19 protein-coding genes are annotated in these 19,510 nt (G+C 71.2%); 11 read left to right on the top strand and 8 right to left on the bottom strand.

The window, feature by feature from the left end; all coding sequences use genetic code 11:
- Window positions 1–5 precede the first annotated feature (5 nt).
- Together KZI27_RS03355 and KZI27_RS03350 are read left to right on the top strand one after the other, a co-directional pair.
- On the top strand, window positions 6–2,033 hold the full coding sequence (locus KZI27_RS03355; RefSeq protein WP_222659317.1) for a hypothetical protein: 2,028 nt from the start codon (window positions 6–8) through the stop codon (window positions 2,031–2,033).
- Window positions 2,030–2,662 carry an ABC transporter ATP-binding protein gene (locus tag KZI27_RS03350; protein ID WP_222659316.1) on the top strand — a complete coding sequence of 211 codons (633 nt, stop codon included), beginning with the start codon at window positions 2,030–2,032 and terminating at the stop codon, window positions 2,660–2,662. The genes KZI27_RS03355 and KZI27_RS03350 overlap by 4 nt, the downstream gene beginning before the upstream one ends.
- Window positions 2,663–2,668: 6 nt before the next feature.
- Here KZI27_RS03350 and KZI27_RS03345 read toward each other — a convergent pair whose 3' ends face one another.
- Window positions 2,669–3,250, bottom strand: a complete 582-nt coding sequence (locus tag KZI27_RS03345) for a GNAT family N-acetyltransferase (protein ID WP_222659315.1) — start codon at window positions 3,248–3,250, stop codon at window positions 2,669–2,671.
- Window positions 3,251–3,372: 122 nt separating this feature from the next.
- On the opposite strand from KZI27_RS03345, the gene KZI27_RS03340 reads away from it, so the two are divergent.
- Entirely contained in the window at window positions 3,373–4,431 is a 1,059-nt protein-coding gene (locus KZI27_RS03340; protein ID WP_222659314.1) for a hypothetical protein, read from the top strand.
- The gene (locus KZI27_RS03335) at window positions 4,428–5,264 is read left to right on the top strand and encodes a hypothetical protein (protein WP_222659313.1); all 837 of its coding nucleotides are present in this window, start codon (window positions 4,428–4,430) and stop codon (window positions 5,262–5,264) included. Before KZI27_RS03340 ends, KZI27_RS03335 begins: the two co-directional genes overlap by 4 nt.
- 6 nt (window positions 5,265–5,270) lie before the next feature.
- Here KZI27_RS03335 and KZI27_RS03330 read toward each other — a convergent pair whose 3' ends face one another.
- The 4 genes from KZI27_RS03330 to KZI27_RS03315 form a co-directional block, all read right to left on the bottom strand.
- A complete protein-coding gene (locus tag KZI27_RS03330; protein ID WP_222659312.1) occupies window positions 5,271–6,872 on the bottom strand; it encodes a dihydrolipoamide acetyltransferase family protein in 1,602 nt (533 codons plus the stop codon).
- Window positions 6,873–6,918: 46 nt separating this feature from the next.
- Window positions 6,919–7,878, bottom strand: a complete 960-nt coding sequence (locus KZI27_RS03325) for an alpha-ketoacid dehydrogenase subunit beta (protein ID WP_123312162.1) — start codon at window positions 7,876–7,878, stop codon at window positions 6,919–6,921.
- 86 nt (window positions 7,879–7,964) lie between these two features.
- On the bottom strand, window positions 7,965–9,101 hold the full coding sequence (locus KZI27_RS03320; protein ID WP_222659311.1) for a thiamine pyrophosphate-dependent dehydrogenase E1 component subunit alpha: 1,137 nt from the start codon (window positions 9,099–9,101) through the stop codon (window positions 7,965–7,967).
- A 23-nt stretch (window positions 9,102–9,124) separates the two neighbouring features.
- Window positions 9,125–10,204: a histidinol-phosphate transaminase gene (locus KZI27_RS03315; RefSeq protein ID WP_222659310.1), complete on the bottom strand. Its 1,080-nt coding sequence runs from the start codon at window positions 10,202–10,204 to the stop codon at window positions 9,125–9,127.
- A 50-nt stretch (window positions 10,205–10,254) separates the two neighbouring features.
- On the opposite strand from KZI27_RS03315, the gene KZI27_RS03310 reads away from it, so the two are divergent.
- The 5 genes from KZI27_RS03310 to KZI27_RS03290 all read left to right on the top strand — a co-directional run bounded on the left by KZI27_RS03310 (window position 10,255) and on the right by KZI27_RS03290 (window position 14,870).
- Window positions 10,255–10,653, top strand: a complete 399-nt coding sequence (locus KZI27_RS03310; RefSeq protein WP_111087052.1) for a phage holin family protein — start codon at window positions 10,255–10,257, stop codon at window positions 10,651–10,653.
- 47 nt (window positions 10,654–10,700) lie between these two features.
- Window positions 10,701–11,213 carry a low molecular weight protein-tyrosine-phosphatase gene (locus tag KZI27_RS03305; protein ID WP_123312163.1) on the top strand — a complete coding sequence of 171 codons (513 nt, stop codon included), beginning with the start codon at window positions 10,701–10,703 and terminating at the stop codon, window positions 11,211–11,213.
- Window positions 11,210–12,595 (top strand): adenylosuccinate lyase, encoded by a 1,386-nt coding sequence (gene purB / locus KZI27_RS03300; protein ID WP_222659309.1) that lies wholly within the window; start codon window positions 11,210–11,212, stop codon window positions 12,593–12,595. The genes KZI27_RS03305 and purB overlap by 4 nt, the downstream gene beginning before the upstream one ends.
- 215 nt (window positions 12,596–12,810) lie before the next feature.
- The gene (locus tag KZI27_RS03295) at window positions 12,811–14,058 is read left to right on the top strand and encodes a hypothetical protein (RefSeq protein WP_222659308.1); all 1,248 of its coding nucleotides are present in this window, start codon (window positions 12,811–12,813) and stop codon (window positions 14,056–14,058) included.
- Window positions 14,059–14,060: 2 nt separating this feature from the next.
- Window positions 14,061–14,870 (top strand): L,D-transpeptidase family protein, encoded by an 810-nt coding sequence (locus KZI27_RS03290; RefSeq protein WP_261784054.1) that lies wholly within the window; start codon window positions 14,061–14,063, stop codon window positions 14,868–14,870.
- A gap of 86 nt (window positions 14,871–14,956) precedes the next feature.
- Here the strand turns inward: KZI27_RS03290 and KZI27_RS03285 are convergent, their stop codons facing one another.
- The gene (locus KZI27_RS03285; RefSeq protein WP_222659307.1) at window positions 14,957–15,871 is read right to left on the bottom strand and encodes a LysR family transcriptional regulator; all 915 of its coding nucleotides are present in this window, start codon (window positions 15,869–15,871) and stop codon (window positions 14,957–14,959) included.
- 71 nt (window positions 15,872–15,942) lie between these two features.
- On the opposite strand from KZI27_RS03285, the gene KZI27_RS03280 reads away from it, so the two are divergent.
- On the top strand, window positions 15,943–16,914 hold the full coding sequence (locus tag KZI27_RS03280; RefSeq protein ID WP_222659306.1) for an EamA family transporter: 972 nt from the start codon (window positions 15,943–15,945) through the stop codon (window positions 16,912–16,914).
- Here KZI27_RS03280 and KZI27_RS03275 read toward each other — a convergent pair.
- Together KZI27_RS03275 and KZI27_RS03270 are read right to left on the bottom strand one after the other, a co-directional pair.
- Window positions 16,883–17,860: an epimerase gene (locus tag KZI27_RS03275; protein WP_222659305.1), complete on the bottom strand. Its 978-nt coding sequence runs from the start codon at window positions 17,858–17,860 to the stop codon at window positions 16,883–16,885. The genes KZI27_RS03280 and KZI27_RS03275 overlap by 32 nt on opposite strands.
- 1 nt (window position 17,861) lies before the next feature.
- Window positions 17,862–18,530, bottom strand: a complete 669-nt coding sequence (locus tag KZI27_RS03270) for a DUF4166 domain-containing protein (protein WP_222659304.1) — start codon at window positions 18,528–18,530, stop codon at window positions 17,862–17,864.
- A 47-nt stretch (window positions 18,531–18,577) separates the two neighbouring features.
- Between KZI27_RS03270 and KZI27_RS03265 the strand changes: the two genes are divergently transcribed.
- Window positions 18,578–19,498 carry a cation diffusion facilitator family transporter gene (locus KZI27_RS03265; RefSeq protein WP_222659303.1) on the top strand — a complete coding sequence of 307 codons (921 nt, stop codon included), beginning with the start codon at window positions 18,578–18,580 and terminating at the stop codon, window positions 19,496–19,498.
- Window positions 19,499–19,510: the final 12 nt, after the last annotated feature.

Below are 19,510 nucleotides of genomic sequence, written 5' to 3'. Positions count from 1 at the left end.
GGAGCATGAACATCCGCTCGGTGACACTCGCGTACGTCGTCCCGCCGCTCCTCGCGTTCGTTCTCGGGTTCATCGGCCTCGTCCAGGTCAGTGAGGCCGGGCTCGTCGGTGCATCGTCGGTGGTGACCGCTGCAGCGGGCGCCGACACCGCGTCGAACCAGCGGGTCGCGAAGTCACTCGAACAGGTCGCCGAGACCGAGGGCACGACGATCGTCCGTGTCGTGGCCGATCGCGCGGCACCGTCGACGCTCCGCCATGCGCTGGTCACCGGTGCGCCGTCGAGTCTGGGTGCCGGCTGGCTCAGCGACGGGTACGGCGACTTCACCAGGTCGATGAGCACCACCGTCCTCCCGATGTCGGACCTCGACCACTTCGATCCCGTCGGCTCCTACGCGGTCTTCGGAGACGACGCTGCTCGGCACGCGGTACTCGATGCCCTCTCCGGCCTCGGCTACGACGTCAGCTCGGAACGAGTGCCGTTCCTGCGCCGCATCGGAGTCAGCGACGGGTTCAGCGGGACGTCCGGCCTCGTCGGCGCCCTCACGTTGGGATGCGTCACGCTGTGCCTGATGGGGACGCTCGGCGCCCCTCGCCGGAGTGCGGTTCGACGACTGCACGGACAGAGCGCCGCCTCCATCGTGGTCAGTGAGCTGGCCGAGGTCCGCGGCACCCTGCTCGCCGCCGTCGTCGGCACCCCCGTGGTCGCCTTCGGTCTGTTCTTGTACAACGGGCTCGCGTCAGCGGCGACGTTCGCCACAGCAGTCGTCGTGATCGGCACAGCGTTCCTGGCACCGGTCATCGCCGCCCACACGATCGGCACGGTGCTCGCCTGTCGACAGCCGCTGGCCACCGCACTCCGAGGTGCTCGACCCGTCGGAGCGCTCGTGCTCGTCGCGCAGGTCGCCCGCGCGCCCGCGCTCCTCTTGCTCGTCACCGCCGTGTTCGACCTGTCGGGTGCCGTTGCGACCCTCCGTTCCGGGACAGCAGAACGCGACCTCCGAGCCGCAGGCGAGACCGTCCAGCTCTGGGTTACCCCGGACCCCCGTCCGATCGACTCGCAGCAGTACTGGGACCGCATCGGAGCCTTCGCCGGCAGAGCGCTCCAGCAGCGTGATGCGCTGCTCGCCGCGACCGTCGAGGTGTCCAGCGGGCAGGGGAAGTCCACGGTTCCGGCGCTCTTCGTCGACGCTGGCTACCTCGGCTTGCAGGACGTCCGCACCGAGGACGGCAGCCGCATCACCGCCGACGACGCGGACATCTCCGTGTGGATCCCAGCCGACAGTCGGCTCGATCGGCGTCGGCTCGTCGCCGCGCTCGCCGACTGGCAGCTGCGAGAGGCGCCCGCCGCCGCGCGGGAGCAGATCACCGGTGGTCGACTTGCACGCCAGCAGGTCTACTCGTACCCGGACGATTCGTCGACGCGCTCCTGGCTCGCTGACGCGGTCATCGTGGTCGTCCCGAGGCCGGCCGACGTCTTCTCAGCCGATCAGCTCGGTTCGTGGCTGTCCACCGGGGACGTGGTGTTCAAGAACCGCGCCGTCGCGGAACGGTCGATCATGACGTCAGACGTCCGCAGGGAGTTCAGCGCCGTGGTCGCAGTGGGACAGGTCGCCGCCGAGCAGGCACGGCTCGCGGCCACGATGACCATGATCGCCACGGCCACGGTGGTCAGCACCCTGATCGTCAGCGTCATGCTGGGGCTGCTCGGGACCGTCGCCCACAGGCGTCGCCACGGCCGCGCGCTGTTCGCGAAGCTCGCCAGCGGCACCTCAGCCGTCCGGGCCGACGCCGGGCTCCTGCTCGTCGAGACCGCCCTGGTCTCGATCGCCGCCGTCGCCACTGTCAACTCCTGGTGGGGCGCTCGCCCGGACGGGACCGGGCACAGCTCGGTACTCGATCCCGTCGCGCAGTCGGCGGGGACCGCCGGAGCACTGGCACTGCTCGCCATTGCAGCGGTGAGTGCGGTCAACGGCGCCGTCCTGGCCGCCACCGCGCGCAACACCCTCCGGGATCGAGGAAACGGAGCACGATGATCGAGGTACGACACGCATCGAAACACCACGGACGACGGACACTGTGGAACGATCTGTCGTTCGACGTCGCGCGCGGCGAGATCGTCTGCCTGGTCGGGCCGAGTGGCTCTGGGAAGTCCACGCTCCTCGACTGCGTGGGACACCTCGATGCGCTCGACTCAGGCACGATCCGCATCGCCGGCGAACCGGTGAGCCGGAACAGGCGGCAGGCTCGGCTCCTGCGGCAGCGCCACCTGGGCTACCTGTTCCAGGACTTCGGATTGGTCGCCGACATGACCGCCCAGGCGAACATCGACATAGCTCGGACATCCCGCGGACCGAACCGTGGGGTCCGGACGAGCGACGCGCTCGACCGGGTCGGTCTGACCGGACGCGCAACCGACCGGGTCCACGAGCTCAGCGGCGGCGAACAGCAGCGGGTGGCGATGGCGAGGCTCTTGGTGAAGCGCCCGTCGGTCATCCTCGCCGACGAACCGACCAGCGCTCTCGACGACGGGAACGCTGCGATGGTGCTCGACCTGCTGGCCGAACTCGCCGGCGACGGGGCCGCTGTGCTCATCGCGACCCATTCGCCGGCCGTCGAGGTGCTCGCCACGCGGAGCGTCTCGCTGAACGCACCGGGTACGTGACCGCGCTCAGGCGTTGCGGACGAGCCAGGCGAACTGTTCGTCGGAGAGCAGCCGGTCGGTCCAGACCTGCCCCTCGACCCCCGCGGCGGAGGACGTCTGCACCCCGGGAGCCCCCTGCCACACGAGCGACAGCCCGGCACGACGGAGCACCGCTGCGGAGGCCGGGTTGTTCGTGAGCACGCGCCCCGTGACGGGGACGTCCGGTGCGGTGTCGGCAGCCGCGCGCACGGCAGCGAGGGCGATCTCGGAGGCGAAGCCCTGCCCCCAGGCGGAGGGTGCCAACCGGTACCCGAGGTTCCAGACCCCGCCGGCGGTCATGTCCATGCCGCCGACCCCGACGAACGCGTGATCGGCAGCGGTGCGGACGGCCCACGAGCCGAGTCCGTGTCGAGCCCGACCACCGATCTTCCGCTGCACCATGTCCACGCTCGAACTCCGGGCGACGTGCCGACCGCTCGGCAGGTGCTGCCACGTCCGGGCGTCGGAGAACACCGCGTGCACGTCGTCGATGTCGGCCGGCGTGAGCGGGGTGAGCAGGAGGCGATCCGTTCGGATCTCCTGCGAGGGGGTCAGGAGCTGGTGGACCATGTCCCGATCATGCCCCGCACCACCGACATCCGTGTGAACACCACGCGACGTTTGCGGAACCCCGCTGATCCGCAGACCGAAGCTATTTCACTCCGACACCTTTTTCACTGTACAGTGAAAAGGTGCCCATCCTCGAAAATCGAGCGGCTGCAGAAACAGCACTCCGTGCAGCGCTCCCGCGCGGCTCCGTGTCCCTTCGCACGAGAGCCGACGGTGACTTCAGCGCGGTCTTGCCGGACGGGACGAGGAAGGCACTGCACCTCGCCTGGGCCGGGTACGGGTACCCGAGGGACGTCGAGCGGACGCTTCGCGACGAGCGCGTGATCGATGCACGCTCGAAGGAGGACCTCGTGGTCATCGCGGCCCGAACACTGTCGGACGGGGCTCGCCAGTTGTTGCGTTCGGAGGGGCTCTCCTGGCTCGGCCTCGACGGCTCGGCAGAACTGCGACTCGGCACGGTGTGGGTCGACCGGGACGGCAGCAGGACGAGCCCAGCGCTCCGACCTGCGATCGGTTGGACCCGAGGCAGGGCAGACGTCGCAGAGGCTCTCTTGGCGATCATGGCGAAGCGGGAGCCAGAGCGTCCCGGAGCAGACGACGTTCCCGAAGTGGAGGCGCTGGCGAACCTGTCCGGCCGATCGCTGGGAACCGTCGCGAACACCCTCGCCTCGTTCGACGCCAACGGCTGGACAGCCCCAGGAAGGCAGCCGCGCAGTCGGATCGTCGCAAACGCTCCGGCACTCCTCGACTCGTGGGCGGTGTGGGAGTCCACCCAGCGGCGACGGTTCGACGGGTACCACTCGATCCACCGCGAACCGCAGCGCGTCATCGACGATCTCAGCGCCGCGTTCGGCCGGTCGCTCATCCTCACCGGAGCGGCTGCGAGCGAAGAGATCCGCCCGATGCTCACGGGGAGCTGGGTGGTGACTGCGTACGTCGACACGACGGACGGGTGGCCGGGGGTGGACCTCGGTACCCGGCGCGCGAAGATGATCCCCGCCGCAGTGCCTCGGATCCGCCTCGCGCCGGCTTCCCAGGTGATCGTGAAGACGAGGGGCCCTGGACACCGCACCTGGGTTTCCTCCCCCGCTCGCACGTACGCGGACCTGCTCGCCGGCTCAGAACGGGAGCTCGAGGCCGCGGAAGCCTTCCGAGAGCTCGCTCTCCGGCAGTTCTCGTGAACGCGTCAGCTCCACGCAGCCGGGATGCGCGCGCACTCGCGGAAGCCGGGTTCGCCGCACTCCTCAAGGCAGTGGGCCCGAACCGCGGGCGGCTCCTGCTGATCGGCGGGCTCGTGCCCGAGCACCTGGTGCACTCGGACGAACCACACCAGGGCACCAACGACGTCGACATCCTCCTCGACATCGGTCTCGTCTACGACCGAGACGGCCTCGACTTCGCGTGGCTCGAGCAGGCGCTCGAGACCGCAGGGTTCGTCACGTCGACACCCAACACGGGGTGGCGATGGTTGAAGGAGATCAGTGGTTTCCCGATCCAGGTGGAGTTCCTGGTGGACGTCCCCGACAACCTGGACCAGGAGATCGCGCTACCGGGCGCCGAGACCCTGGGGGCCAAGAACCTCCGGGGTCCGGGGCCGGCGCTCCGGGACGTCCACGACATGGTCGTCGCCGGCGAGCGCGCGACTGTGACCGGGATCGGCGGGTACCTCTCCGCCAAGGGCGCGAGTGCGTACTGGCGCCGAGCGGACAAGGACCTCTACGACTTCGCCTGGGTGCTCGTCGCCGACCTCCGCTCAGGAGAACGGCGAGCGGCCAAAGCCGTGCAGCGAGTCCTGGACCCACTGACGGAACGCGACCGAGCCGACGCACTCCTCGCGGTCTGCGACCTGTTCAGCGGGCCCGGCGCGGTCGGCGCAACGACCTACGCCCGGCTGTCGATCGCGGCGGGCGGTGTCGATGCCTCGGAGAACCTCGCCCTCGACGCCGTGGTCGCCGTCGGAGCCTTCCGCGCGGAACTCGCCGCGCTGCTCGACGACCGACGCGTCGGTCCCTGAACGCACTCAGTCGAGCAGGAGCGCGGGCTCCTCGAGCACCGAGGCGACGTCGTGCACGAAGCGGGACGCCACGTCACCGTCGACGACCCGGTGGTCGAACGAGGCACCGATGGTCGTGACCATGCGCGACCGGACCTCGCCGTCGACGACCCACGGCTTCGGCTTGATCGTGCCCATGGCGACGATCGCGACCTCGCCAGGGTTGAGGATCGGGGTCCCGGTGTCCATGCCGAACACACCGATGTTCGTGATGGAGACGGTGCCGTTCGCCATCTGCTTCGGCGTCGTCTTGCCGTCGCGGGCGGTGAGGGTGAGTTCCTCGAGCGCCTGCGCCAGCTCGAGCAGCGACATGTCCTGCGCGTCCTTGATGTTCGGCACGATGAGCCCGCGCGGGGTCGCCGCGGCGATGCCGAGGTTCACGAAGTGGTGGACGATGATCTCGCGGTCGGTCCAGGTCGAGTTCACCGAACGGTTGCGGCGGACGGCCCAGATGACGGCCTTCGCGACGATGAGCAGCGGCGAGACCTTGACGCCGGCGAACGTCGGCGAGGCCTTGAGCCGCTTGACGAACTCCATCGTGTGGGTCGCGTCGACGTCGACGAACAGCGACACGTGCGGTGCGGTGAACGCGGAGGTGGTCATCGCGGTCGCGATGGCCTTACGGACGCCCTTGACCGGGATCGTCTCGCTGCGCACCTCGCCCCACTCGGGTGTCTCGATGTTGCGGAAGACGCTGGCCTGCTTCGCGTGCCGGATGACGTCGTCCCGGGTGACCTCGCCGGCGAGGCCGGTCGCCACGATCTCGACGAGCTCGACGCCGAGGTCCTTCGCGAGCTTCCGGATCGGCGGCTTCGCGAGCACGTTGGTCGCGACGGTCTGCTTGCGGGCGGGCGCGGACGCCAGACCGGCGATGGCCTCGGCGGTGGTGTCCTCACCGGGATCGCTGGCCGCTTCGGCCGCTGCTGCGGCATCCACACTGGAGGCACGGCTCGCCTCGGCCGCGAGTGCTGCGGCCCGGCGAGCGCCCGGCTTGCGACGCGACGGCGACGAGGTCGCCGAACCGTAGCCGACGAGGACGGCGCCGGAGGACTCGTCCGTCCCGACGACGGAGGCGCCGTCGGCAACGGGCTGCACCGGTGCAGCCGACGGGGCCACGGGCGCTGCGGCAACCGGGGCCGGGGCCGCGCTGACGGGAGCTGCGGCGGGAGCCGGAGCCGGCGGGGTCTGCACGACCGGAGCAGCCGGGGCGGGCGCTGCCGGCGGGGTGGCCGCGACCACGGGCGAGGTCGGGACGCTGTCGGCGACCGGTGCCGGGCCTCCCGACTGGGCGGCCGGGGCCGTGACCGGCGCACCGGACGCGACCGACGCGTCGGACTCGACACGGATGATCGGCTTGCCGACCTCGACCGTGTCACCCTCGGACACGAGCAACCCGGTGACGGTGCCGGCGAACGGCGACGGCAGCTCGACGAGCGACTTCGCGGTCTCAATCTCGACCAGGACCTGGTCGACGGTGATCTCGTCCCCGATCGCGACGCGCCACTGCACGATCTCGGCCTCGGTGAGGCCTTCGCCCACGTCGGGCAGGGGGAATTCGGCGACGGCCACTTACGGCTCCTTCGGCGTTCGGACGAGTTGGGTCAGTCGAGCTGGATCAGTACGCGAGGGCGCGGTCGACGGCCTCGAGGACGCGGTCGGCGTCCGGCAGGTGCAGGTGCTCCAACTTCGAGACCGGGAACGGGACGTCGAACCCGGACACCCGCAGCGGCGGCGCCTGCATCGTGTAGAACGCCTTCTCGGCGACCGTGGCGGCGATCTCGCTGCCGACGCTGACGAAGCCGGAGGCTTCCTGCGCGATGACGAGGCGACCGGTCTTGCGGACCGAGGTGAGGATCGGCTCCCAGTCGATGGGCGAGATCGAGCGGAGGTCGATGACCTCGCAGCTCGTTCCCTCGGACTCGGCGAGCTCGGCGGCCTGCATCAGGGTCGCGACCATCGCACCGTGGCCGACGAGGGTGACCTCGGTGCCGGTGCGCGCCACACGGGTGGTGTGCATCGGGACGTGCCCGTCGACGAGGTCGACCTGACCCTTCGGCCAGTAGCGCGACTTCGGCTCGAGGAAGACGACCGGGTCCTTCGAGGCGATGGCCTCCTGGATCATCCAGTAGGCGTCGTTCGGGGTGCTCGGGCTGACCACGCGCAGACCGGGGGTGTGCGCGAAGTACGCCTCGGGCGACTCCTGGTGGTGCTCCACGGCGCCGATGTGGCCGCCGTAGGGGATGCGGATGACGACGGGCAGCGACATGTGCGCCGGCAGCCGGTTCGCCATCTTCGCGAGCTGCGAGGTGATCTGGTCGAAGCCGGGCCAGACGAAGCCGTCGAACTGGATCTCGACCACGGGGCGGTAGCCGCGCAGGGCGAGGCCGATCGCGGTGCCGATGATGCCGGCCTCGGCGAGCGGGGTGTCCCGCACGCGCTCCGGGCCGAACCGGTCCTGCAGGCCCTCGGTGATGCGGAAGACACCGCCGAGCTGGCCGATGTCCTCGCCCATCAGCAGGACCTTGTCGTCCGCCTGCATCGCCGCGGCGAGCCCGGCGTTCAGGGCCTTCGCCATCGGCAGGGTCGGGGTGGGGTCGCTCGGGACCTCGCCGGCGCCCGGGTGGGAGCGCAGCGTGTAGTCGAAGAGCTGCTCGGTGGTGCTCATGCGTGGGCGCCCCCTTCGAAGCCGGCCTCGTACTGTTCGAGCCAGGCCTTCTGCTCGGCGACGAGCGGGTGCGGCTCGCGGTAGACGTTGTCGAACATGACGTCGACGGACGGCGGGGTGAGTGCCACAGTGCGGCGGCGGACGCCGGCGGCGATGTCCTCCCCCTCTTCGTCGAACGCGGCGAACTGTGCGTCGGTCACGCCCTTCGAGCGCAGGTACGCCTCGGAGCGGACGATCGGGTCGCGGCGGACCCAGTCCTCGAGCTCGCCGTCGGCGCGGTACCGGCTCGGGTCGTCCGAGCTGGTGTGCGCGCCGATGCGGTAGGTGTCCGCCTCGATGAACGCGGGGCCCTGACCGCTGCGGGCGTGGTCCGTCGCGACGACGGACGCCGTGTACGAGGCGAGGATGTCGTTGCCGTCGATGAGCACGCTCGGGATCCCGAAGCCGCGCGGGCGGTCGACGAGCGGCGTCGGCGACTGCACCGACACCGGCACCGAGATCGCCCAGTGGTTGTTCTGCAGGAAGAAGACGACGGGCGCCTTGGTCGACGCCGAGAACACGTACGCCTCGTTCACGTCACCCTGGCTCGTCGCGCCGTCGCCGAAGTAGACCACGGAGCAGGCGTCGCGCTCGGGGTCGCCCGTGCCGACGTCGCCGTCGAGCTTCTGACCGAGCGCGTAGCCCGTGGCGTGCAGGGTCTGCGAGCCGATCACCAGGGTGGAGATGTGCGTGTTGCCGCGCTGGTCCGGGTCCCACCCGCCGTGGGTCTGCCCGCGGTACATCGCGATGATCTCCATCGGCTCGACGCCGCGCTGCATCGTGACGGCGTGCTCGCGGTACGAGGGGAAGACGTGGTCCTGGGCGCGCAGGGCGAAGGCGGAGCCGGTCTGCGCGGCTTCCTGCCCGTGGCTCGGCACCCAGAGGCCGAGCTGGCCGGTGCGCTGCAGGTTGTGGCCGGCGTGGTCGAACCGTCGGGTGAGGACCATGCGGCGGTGCATCGCCAGCAGGGTCTCGTCGGGGATCGCCCGCGCGGCGGCGGCGAACTCGGCGTTCTCGTCGGTCTCCACGAACCGACCCTCGGGGTCGAGGAGCCGGACGGTGGTCGTCGCGGGAGCCGCGGCGCGGAATGACATGCGGGCCAGCGTAGCGGCAGCCATCAGTCGGCCACCTGGAGGTCCCCCACAAGCGAGCGGGCCGTTTCGAGGAGCGTTTCCACAGCCTCGTGCTCGCCGATCGAGATGCGGAGGCCCTCCGGCGGGAAGGGCCGCACGATGATGCCGGCGTCCTCGAAGGCGGCAGCCGCGGCGACGGTGCCGTCCCCCGTGGGCAGCCAGACGAAGTTGCCCTGGGCGTCCGGCACCTCCCAGCCCTGCTCGCGCAGCTCGGTGACGATGTGGTCGCGGAGCGAGGCGATCTCGGACACCCGCTCGAGCAGTTCGTCCTCGCGTTCCAGGCTGGCCAGTGCAGCCGCCTGGCCCTGGGCCGTGACGGAGAGGGGGATCGCGCACGCACGGACCGCGTCGAGCACGTACACCGGGCCGAGGGCGTAGCCGACGCGCAGGCCCGCGAGACCGTACGCCTTCGAGAAGGTCCGGAGGACGACCAGGTTCGGGTACTGCGCGAGGAGCGGGTGCCCGTGCACGGCGGTCTCGTCGGTGGCGAACTCGGCGTATGCCTCGTCGAGCACGACCAGGACGGACTGCGGCACCGCGGCCATGAAGGAAGCGAACTCGGACGCGGTCACGATCGGGCCGGTCGGGTTGTTCGGGGTGCAGACGATCACCATGCGGGTGCGCTCGGTGACGGCGGCGGCCATCGCGTCGAGGTCGTGGCCGCCGTCCGGCCGGTTCGGCACCTGCACGCTCGTGGCACCCGCGACGGTGACGACACCCGGGTAGGCCTCGAAGGACCGCCAGGCGTAGACGATCTCGTCACCCGGGCCGGAGGTCGCGCGGGCGAGCTCGTGCAGGATCGCGACGCTGCCGGGGGCGACGTGCACCTCGTCGGCGGTCAGCCCGAAGCGGTTCGCGAGCGCGGCGCGGACGGCGAGGGCGGTGGCGTCGGGGTAGCGGTTGAAGGCGGTCTGCGCCTGCACGGCCTGGACGACACCGGGGAGGGGCGGGAACGGGTTCTCGTTGCTCGACAGCTTGAAGGCGTCGTCGGCGGCCTGGCGCCCCTGCTTGTAGGCGGGGAGGACCGCGATCTCCGGCCGGATGTGCACACGCTCGTCAGTCACCGGTTCAGGTTACCGGCACGTGCGCGGGGTCCGGAGGGCATCATGGGTGCATGCGATTCCTCGTCCGCCTCGTCGTCAACGCCGTGGCCCTCTGGCTCACCACGCTCATCGTCAGCGGCGTCTCCGTCACCGCGTTCGGCGACGGTGGGACCACGGCCACCGTGCTCACCTACCTGCTCGTGGCCTTCGTGTTCGGGCTCGTCAACGCCGTGATCGGCACGCTGATCCGGATCGTGGCGTTCCCGATCTACATCCTGACCCTCGGGCTCATCTCCTTCATCGTGAACGCGATCCTGCTGCTCATCGTCGCGGGCATCTCGGATGCGTTCGGCTTCGGACTCGAGGTCGAGTCCTTCGGCTGGGGCATCGTGGGTGCCTTCGTGCTCGCCGTCTTCGCCTGGCTGATCGGGCTGTTCGTCCGTCCGGTGCTGAACCGCCAGCGGGCGTGACGCGGACGGACCTCGCGGAGGACACCTCCCTGCGTCATGATGTGACCATGGCCCCGGACGTCGACGCCCCGTTCCGCGTCTCGTTCGTCTGCAGTGGCAACATCTGCCGGTCCCCGATGGCCGGCGTCGTCTTCGCGCAGATCGCCGCGGACGCCGGGCTCGCCGACCGCTTCCAGGTCGAGTCCGCCGGCACCGGCGACTGGCACGTCGGCGAACCGGCCGACGAGCGCACGATCGCCGCCCTCGCGGCGCGCGGATACGATGGCAGCAGGCATCGCGCCCGTCAGTTCGACCCGGACCGGTTCCCGGACCTCGATCTGGTGGTCGCACTCGACCGCTCCCACGAACGCGTCCTGCGATCGTGGGCCCCGACCATGGACGACTCCGCCAAGGTGACGCTCCTGCTGCGGTACGACGACGCCTGGCCCCAGCAGACCGACGTGCCGGACCCGTACTACGCGGACCGGCACGAGTTCGACCGAGTGCTCTCGACCGTCGAACGGGCCTGCCGGGCGCTCTTCCACCAGCTCGAGCCGGCCGTCCGTCAGGGAGCCCCATGACCCCCCTTCCCCCGCAGCCGATCAGCCCGCTCGACGGGCGCTACTACCCGATCGTGCACACGGTGGGCGAGCACCTCTCCGAGGCCGGGCTCAACCGCGCACGCATCGTGGTCGAGGTCGAGTGGCTGGTCTTCCTGACCGACCACGCGATGTTCACCACCTCGCCGCTCAGCGTCGACGACAAGGCCGCGCTCCGGCGCATCGCGGAGACCTTCGGGCACGACCAGATCGCCGAACTCGCCGAGATCGAGGCCACCACGCGCCACGACGTCAAGGCCGTCGAGTACTTCGTCCGCCGACGGCTGTCGGAGCTCGGGCTCGACTCGATCGCGGAGCTCACGCACTTCGCCGCCACGAGCGAGGACGTCAACAACCTGTCCTACGCCCTGACCGTGCGGGACACCATCGACCAGGTCTGGCTGCCGGCGTTCCGCGCCGTGCTCGAGAAGCTGCGGACGCTCGCCGTCGAGCTGCGTGCCGTCCCGATGCTCTCCCACACGCACGGGCAGCCGGCGACCCCCTCGACGCTCGGCAAGGAGCTCGCGGTCGTCGTCTACCGGCTCGAGCGCGTCCTGGCCCAGATCGAGGGCGGCGAGTACCTCGGCAAGTTCTCCGGTGCGACCGGCACCTTCTCGGCCCACCTCGCCGCCGACCCCGAGGCCGACTGGCCGACGCTGTCCCGCGAGTTCGTCGAGGGCCTCGGGCTGACCTGGAACCCGCTCACCACGCAGATCGAGTCGCACGACTGGCAGGCCGAGCTGTACGACCGGGTCCGGCACGCCAACCGCATCCTGCACAACCTGGCGACCGACGTGTGGACGTACATCTCGATGGGGTACTTCACGCAGATCCCGGTCGCCGGCGCCACGGGGTCGTCGACGATGCCGCACAAGATCAACCCGATCAAGTTCGAGAACGCCGAGGCGAACCTCGAGATCTCGTCGGCGCTGTTCTCCACGCTGTCCGAGACCCTGGTGACGAGCCGTCTGCAGCGTGACCTGACCGACTCGACCACGCAGCGCAACATCGGCGTCGCCTTCGGGCACTCGCTGCTCGCGCTCGACAACCTGCGCCGGGGCCTGGGCGAGATCGCGGTGAACGAGGCCAAGCTCGCCGACGACCTCGACCACAACTGGGAGGTCCTCGCCGAGGCCATCCAGACGGTCATCCGCGCCGAGGTCACCGCCGGGCAGTCGAACATCGAGGACCCCTACGCGATGCTCAAGGACCTCACCCGCGGCAAGCGCGTGACACAGCAGGACCTCATCGTCTTCGTGAACGGCCTGGACATCTCGGACGGCGCGAAGGCCCGCCTGACGAACCTGACGCCGGCGACGTACACGGGTCTGGCGGACGAACTGGTCGACCACCTCGACGTCTGAGCGTCGGACGTCGCGAACACGTTCCGCGAACACCAGTGGTCGGGTCCCGGTACGGGCCCGACCACTGTTGTTCACCGGCCAGATGCGATGAGAACGACGTAAATGGGTGCGGAATCCTCATGAAGTCGGTAGGTTCGTGGTGCTGAGCATCGTCTCAGCACCGGGGGCGTCACAGAGGACGATCCCTGCCCTCTGACCGGATGGATCTCCACACCGTGCTTCGTTCCCGCATCACCGCGGCCGCCGTCGGCGCCACCGTGCTCGGCGTCACCGCTGCGCTCGTCCCCACCGTCTCCACCGCCAACGTGTCCGACGATGCCGCTTCGGCCGTCGTCACCTGGACCGACTCGTCCGCCGACTTCACGGCGGCTCCCGAGGGCGAGTTCCCGCTGACCGACCAGTGGTACTGGGCGGCACTGTCCGACCCGACCGCCGGCGGGAAGATCACCGACTTCGCCACGCTGGACGAGGACGGCATCTCCGTCTCCGAGGGCGAGGCCGTCGGCCTGGTCCGCGGGCTCAACGCGCCGGTCGCCCCGAGCAGCCTCGGCGCGCTCGTCGCCGGTGCCGGCGCCGAGACCACCGGCGCGACCACGTTCGGCCTCGCCATCCAGGAGGGCGGCGACACCAGTGCGCAGACCGTCGTCTTCGCGGCGGGCGACGGTGACGCCGGCCTCAGCGGTACCTCGACCAAGTGGATCGACCCGAGCACCGGCACCACCGAGTCGACCGCCGACCTCACTGCGGACCTGAAGGCAGCGGACGCCGAGGTCGTCGGCTACGTCGTCTACGTCGGTATCGACATCACCGCCGAGGTCCCTGCACCGCCCGCGACCGACGAGCCGACCGAGACGCCGGCCCCGACCGAGACACCGGCACCGACCGAGACGCCCGCCCCGACGGACGAGCCCACGGTCGAGCCGACCGCGGAGCCGACGGACGAGCCGACCACGGCCCCGACCACCCCGGTCGAGGAAGCCCCCGGCGCCGAGCTGAAGAGCCTCGCCTCGCCCCTCGAGTCCGACGCCCAGGCCCTCGCCGCCGACGCCAGCGGTTCGATCTCAGCCCTGCGCATCGACGACACCACGACGTACTTCACGCCGCAGCCCACCGCGGCAGCACGTCTGCTCACCACCTCCGCCACCCTGATCGAGGCCACCACCACCGGTGTCCGCGTGCAGGGCTCGGGCTTCGCCCCGAACGAGGTCGTCACCGCTGCGGTCGGCGACGCAGCCGACGCCGTCGCGATCCCCGGCGTCCAGTTCCGTGCCGACGCCGACGGCAACGTCTCCGGGACCATCGTCCTGCCCGCCGATCTCGTCGACTCGGCCGGTACCTACGTGCTCGGTCTCGTCGGCCTGTCGTCGGGGCAGACGGCCACGACGACGCTCACCGTGACGGCCGACGCGGCCACGGCGCCGGTCGCCGTGCCGGTGCCCGGAACGGCGACCTTCACGGGCTGATCTTGCCGATCCTCCCGACCGAGCCACGGCGGCGCGCGACACTGATCGCCGCCGCCGTGGCCGTCGTCTGCGCCGGGGCGGTGGCGTTCATCGCCCTCGGCCCGATGTCGGCGGCGCCCACGCCGACCCCGACGCGGTCCGTCGCCGCGAGCGCGACCCCGACCCCCACGGCGACACCGGGCCCGACGCGCTCCGCGGGCCCCACCGATGCGGTCGACGCGCCCGCGAGCACCACCGTCGCGGCCGTCCGCGGTGACAGCGTGCCGGTCAGCAGTACGCCGGGTGGTACGGCCACGACCACCCTGTCGAACCCGCAGCCGTCCGGCGCACCGCTCGTCTTCCGTGTGGTCGACCAGCGGGACGGCTGGGCGCAGGTGCAGCTCGCACAGCGCCCGAACGGCAGCACCGGGTGGGTCCCGACGAGCGCGGTCACCCTTTCCGAGGACCCGTACGCCATCGTGGTCACCCGCGCGGACAACACGCTCGACCTGTACAAGGACGGCAAGGTCGTCGACAGCTACCCGGTGGCCACCGGCACCGGTGGCACCCCGTCGCCGACCGGCCGGTTCGCCCTGACCGAGCTGCTCGCCCCGACGAACAGCGGCTACGGCCCGTACGCGTACGGCACGACGGCGTTCTCGGACGTCCTCAACTCGTTCGGCGGCGGCCCGGGCCAGATCGGCCTGCACGGCACCGACGACAGCTCGAGCATCGGTACCGCCGCCTCGCACGGGTGCATCCGCATGCACAACGCCGACATCACGGCGCTGGCGGAACTCCTGCCGCTCGGCACCCCGTTCCAGGTGCGCTGAGCGCGTTTCCACGCACGGATCGGGTCTGCCGCGGCCCACGTCCGGACGGGAGGCGCGGCGTGCGCCCGGCAGTGGGCGCGACCGTCTCAGGTGGTGACGTCCAGGGCCTCGGCGACCAGTGCCTCCAGGACGGTGCGCACCACGGGGCGGACCGCACGGTCGGGGCGGACCAGCGCCTCGATCCGACGCCCTGCGCGCACGTCGGCCAGCTCGGCCAGGTGGAACCGGCCGGACGCCCGGGTGCCCGAGGTGTACCGCGGCACGAGTGCGACGCCGTGCCCCGCGGCGACCAGGTTCTCGATGACGGGCAGGTGGATAGTCCGGAAGGCGACGCTCGGCGGGGCGTCCGACGCCGCCGCCATCGCCTGCAGGACCCGGTCGATCGGGTAGCCCTCCGGCACGCCGATCCACGTCTCGCCGACGACCTCGTCGATCCCGACCCGCTCGCGACCGGCGAGCCGGTGCCCCGGCGGCACCGCGACGTCGAGCGGTTCGCGCAGGAGCGGCACGGTCTCGACCGCCCCCTGGTCCGCCGGCCGCACGCCGTCGGACCGGTGCCCGACGGCGATGTCGTGGTCGGCGGCGAGGGGTGCGAACTCCCCCTCGCTGACGTCCACGTCGACCAGCGTCAGCTCGATGCCGGGGTGCGCGCGCATCCGGGTGAGGACCCCGGGCAGCAGCAGTTCGGCCGCGGACGGGAAGATCGCGAGGTCGACGCGTCCCGTCGCCCCACCCAGGTGCTCCTGCCAGGCGGCGTCGACCCGGGCGATCGCCGTGGCGACGCCGGTGGACAGGCCGGCGAGCACCTCGCCGTGGGCGGTGAGCCGGACGCCGCGACCCACCCGCTCGACGAGCGGGACGCCCACCTGCCGCTGCAGCGTCTGCAGCTGCTGCGACACCGCGCTGGGTGTCCGGTGGGTGGCCTCGGCGACCGCCGTGACGCTGCCGCGCTCGGCGAGTTCGCGGAGGACGGCGAGCAGCTGCACGTCGAAGTCGACCATGCAGGGAGGCTACAACGTCGGTTGCGAACAATTCGCTGGTCCTACACGTTGGGAGCCGTCACGATCGGAGCATGACCACTCGTGACCGCCTCCTCGCCCTGGTCGTCGCCGTCGTCTGGGGCCTCAACTTCCCTGCGACCGCGCTCGCCCTCGAGCACTTCCCGCCGTTCCTGCTCGCGGCCCTGCGGTTCACGATCCTGGCGGTCCCGACGCTGCTGTTCGTGCCACGGCCGAAGATCCCGTTCGGGCGGCTGCTGCTCGTCGGGTTCGGGCTCGGGGTGCTGCAGTTCTCGTTCCTGTACCTGAGCATGGCGTCGGGGATGCCCTCCGGGCTCGCGTCGCTCGTGCTGCAGGCCTCGGCGCCGTTCACGGTGGTGCTCGCCGGCGTGTTCCTGCGCGAACGACTCACCGGGCGCCAGGTCATCGGCGTGACGATCGCGGTCGCCGCCCTCGGCCTGATCGCCCTGCACCGCTCGCAGACGGCGGCCCTGCTGCCGGTGGTGCTGGCGCTCTGCGGCGCGCTCGGGTGGGCGATCGGCAACGTCGCGACCCGACGAGCAGGCGCCGCGAACCCGCTGCACCTGACGCTCTGGTGGTCGGTCGTGCCGCCGATCCCGATGGCCGTGCTGTCGTTCGTGGTCGAGGGGCCGGACCGCATCGGCGCCGCCCTCGGCACCGCCTTCACCGCCGAGGCACTGCCAGCCGACCTCGGCCTGCTCTACATCGTGCTGGTCGCGACCCTGGTCGGCTACGGGATCTGGTCACGGCTGATGGCGACCTACCCGTCGAGCACCGTCGCGCCGTTCTCGATGCTCGTGCCGGTCGTCGGCGTGCTCGCGTCGTGGGCGGCCTTCGGCGAGGTGCCCGACCTGGTCGAGGTGCTCGCCGGTGCCGTCGTGGTCGGGGCGGTGCTGTGGTCGTCGCGACCGGCACGCGCGTCGGGTCCGTCGCACCCGTCGCCGTCCGAGGTCCCGGTGCCGACGCCGGTCGACGGGGTCCCGGTGCCGGTGCTCAGCCCCGGTGCTGGCGACGCTCCGCGATGATCCCGGCGAGCGCCCCGCGCAGGTGCGGGTACCGGAACTCGTAGCCGGCCTGGGTCAGCCGCGTCGGCACCACCCACCGGCTCTTGAGCACCAGTTCGGTCTCGGTGCGGATCGCGAAGGACCCGACCTCGAGCATCCACCGTGGCGTCGGCAGTCCGAACCGGCGGCCCACGGCGTCGCGGATCGTCGCCATCACGGTCCGGTTGTCGGACGGGTTCGGGCTCGACACGTTCACCGGCCCCTCGATCTCCGGGTGGTCGCGGACGAACCGGATCGAGCCGAGGACGTCGGCGATGTGCACCCAGCTGAACCGCTGTCGGCCGCGGGTCGGCCGGTGGTGGTGGTACGTCCCCGCCCGCAGCCGGGACCGCGTCGGCACCCAGGCGCCGTCGTACTGCGGCCCGCCGAGGCCCGTCTGCGCCAGACGGATGAGCGGCACGAGGGCGCTGCCGTCACCGAAGACGATCGCCATCCGGAGTGCCACCCGACGGGTCGACGGCAGGTCGGCGCCGTAGAAGGCGTCCTCCCACGCGCGTGCCACCGAGACCGAGAAGCCCTCGCCGAGCTCGCCGGTCAGCTCGTCCTGCGGTCGGTCGTCGGCGTGCCGGTAGATCGTCGCGGTCGAGGCGTTCAGCCACAGCGGTGGCGGCTGCTCGGCGGTGCGGATCGCCTCGGCGAGCTCGAGCGTGGTGTCCACCCGGGAGCGCATGATCTCGGCGCGGTTGCGGCGTCCGTAGCGGCAGTTGACGCTCTTGCCCGCCATGTTCACGACGAGGGCTGCACCGTCGACGAGCTCGCGGATGCGCAGGGTGTTGCCCCACACCGCATCGCCGGTCCGACCGACCGTGACGACCTGGTAGCCCTCCTCGGTGAAGGCCTCCCGCAGGTACTGCCCCACGAACCCGCTCGCTCCCGCGATCACGACGCGGCCCTTCTGGTCGCTCATCTCATCCCCGTCCTGTGTCCGGCGCGATCTCGTACCGGAACGCCCCCTCGTACCGGTACAGCGTGCCGAGCACCGGCGCCGTGAGCACCAGGGACACGCGCTGCAGGTCGGCTTCGTCATCGAATCGTTCTGTGAGCAGCACCCGCGGTGCGATCCGGGCCGGGAGGCGCACCTCGCGTCCCAGCGCACGGAACGTCACGCGCGTGGAGACCAGGCGCAGGGCGCCCGCGTCCGGCCCGTGCGCGTCGACCTCCGCTCGGAGCCGGGCGCTGACGCGCCCGTGGCGACCGAGGTGGTCGACCAGGCCGTCCGGTTCGGCGGTGATGGCGTCCACCATCGTGCGGCTGCCGGAGCGGAACCGGAAGGTGCGGTGCGCGCGGACCGCGGCGCGGGCCTCCAGACCGTTCCCGGGTCCACGACGGACGCGAGCCGGCCGGTTCTCGACCGTGAACGGGACGTCCCGTTCCCAGACCGGGAACATGACGGAGTCGCGGGCGAACCAGGCGAGCAGCGGCCAGAGCCACCGGCGGGGCGTGCCGACGACGTCGAAGACACCCTCGCCCCGGCCGACGTGACCGGGCGGGATCGCACCGAAGTACGTCGACAGCCGCGGGTGCAACCGGGCCAGTACCTCGGACGGTGTGGACAGCTCGTAGGGCGACCGGGTCACGTGCCGATCCTGGCATGTCGTCGGTGCGGATCCCTACGATGTGGCACATGGGTCACGACCACGGAGCAGGGCACTCGCACGGGCACGCGTCCGAGCGCGCACTGCTCATCGCGTTCTGCATCTCGGCGACGATCCTGCTGGCCGAGGTCGTCGGTGCCGTCGTCACGGGCTCCCTCGCGCTGCTGGTCGACGCCGGGCACATGGTCGTCGACACCGGTGGGCTCGGCATCGGACTCGTCGCGACCCGGCTCGCCCGCCGCAGCCCGACGACGCAGCGCACGTGGGGCTTCCAACGTGCCGAGGTGCTCGGTGCCACGGCCCAGGCGGCGATCCTGCTCGCGGTCGGCGTCTTCGTGATCATCTCCGCGATCCAGCGGCTGTTCGTCCCCGCCGAGATCCACTCCGGGCCGCTGCTCGTGTTCGGGATCATCGGACTCGTCGGCAACCTGGTGGCCTACGGCGTGCTGCTGCGGGCCTCGGGCGAGGGCTTCACCTCGCGCGCCGCCCGGCTCGAGGTCCTCAACGACACCCTCGGCTCGGTCGCCGTCATCGCCGCCGCGGTCGTGCTCATGCTGACCGGGTGGGAGCGTGCCGACTCGGTCGCCGCCATCCTCATCGGCCTGCTCATCCTGCCGCGGGCGATCCGGCTGTTGCGCGAGACCGCGAACGTGCTGCTCGAGTCCACGCCGCCGGGGCTCGACCTCGACGACGTGCGGGGCCACATCCTCGAGCTCGACCACGTCATCGCGGTGCACGACCTGCACGCGACCCTGGTGGCGACGGGCGTCCCGAACCTGACCGCCCACGTGGTGGTGGACGACGAGTGCTTCTCGACGGCGCACGCTCCGCGGATCCTCGACGAGCTGCAGCAGTGCGTGGCGGAGCACTTCGACGTCCCCGTGGAGCACTCGACCTTCCAGCTGGAGCCCGCGTCGCACCGGCGGCACGAGCACGAGGTGCACGCGTAGGCGGTGCGGTGC

Source organism: Curtobacterium sp. TC1 (genome assembly GCF_019844075.1).
In the GTDB taxonomy this organism is placed as follows: Bacteria; Actinomycetota; Actinomycetes; order Actinomycetales; family Microbacteriaceae; genus Curtobacterium.
The sequence above is the reverse complement of the archived record's forward strand: the minus strand, read 5'-3'. Positions and strand labels throughout refer to the sequence as shown.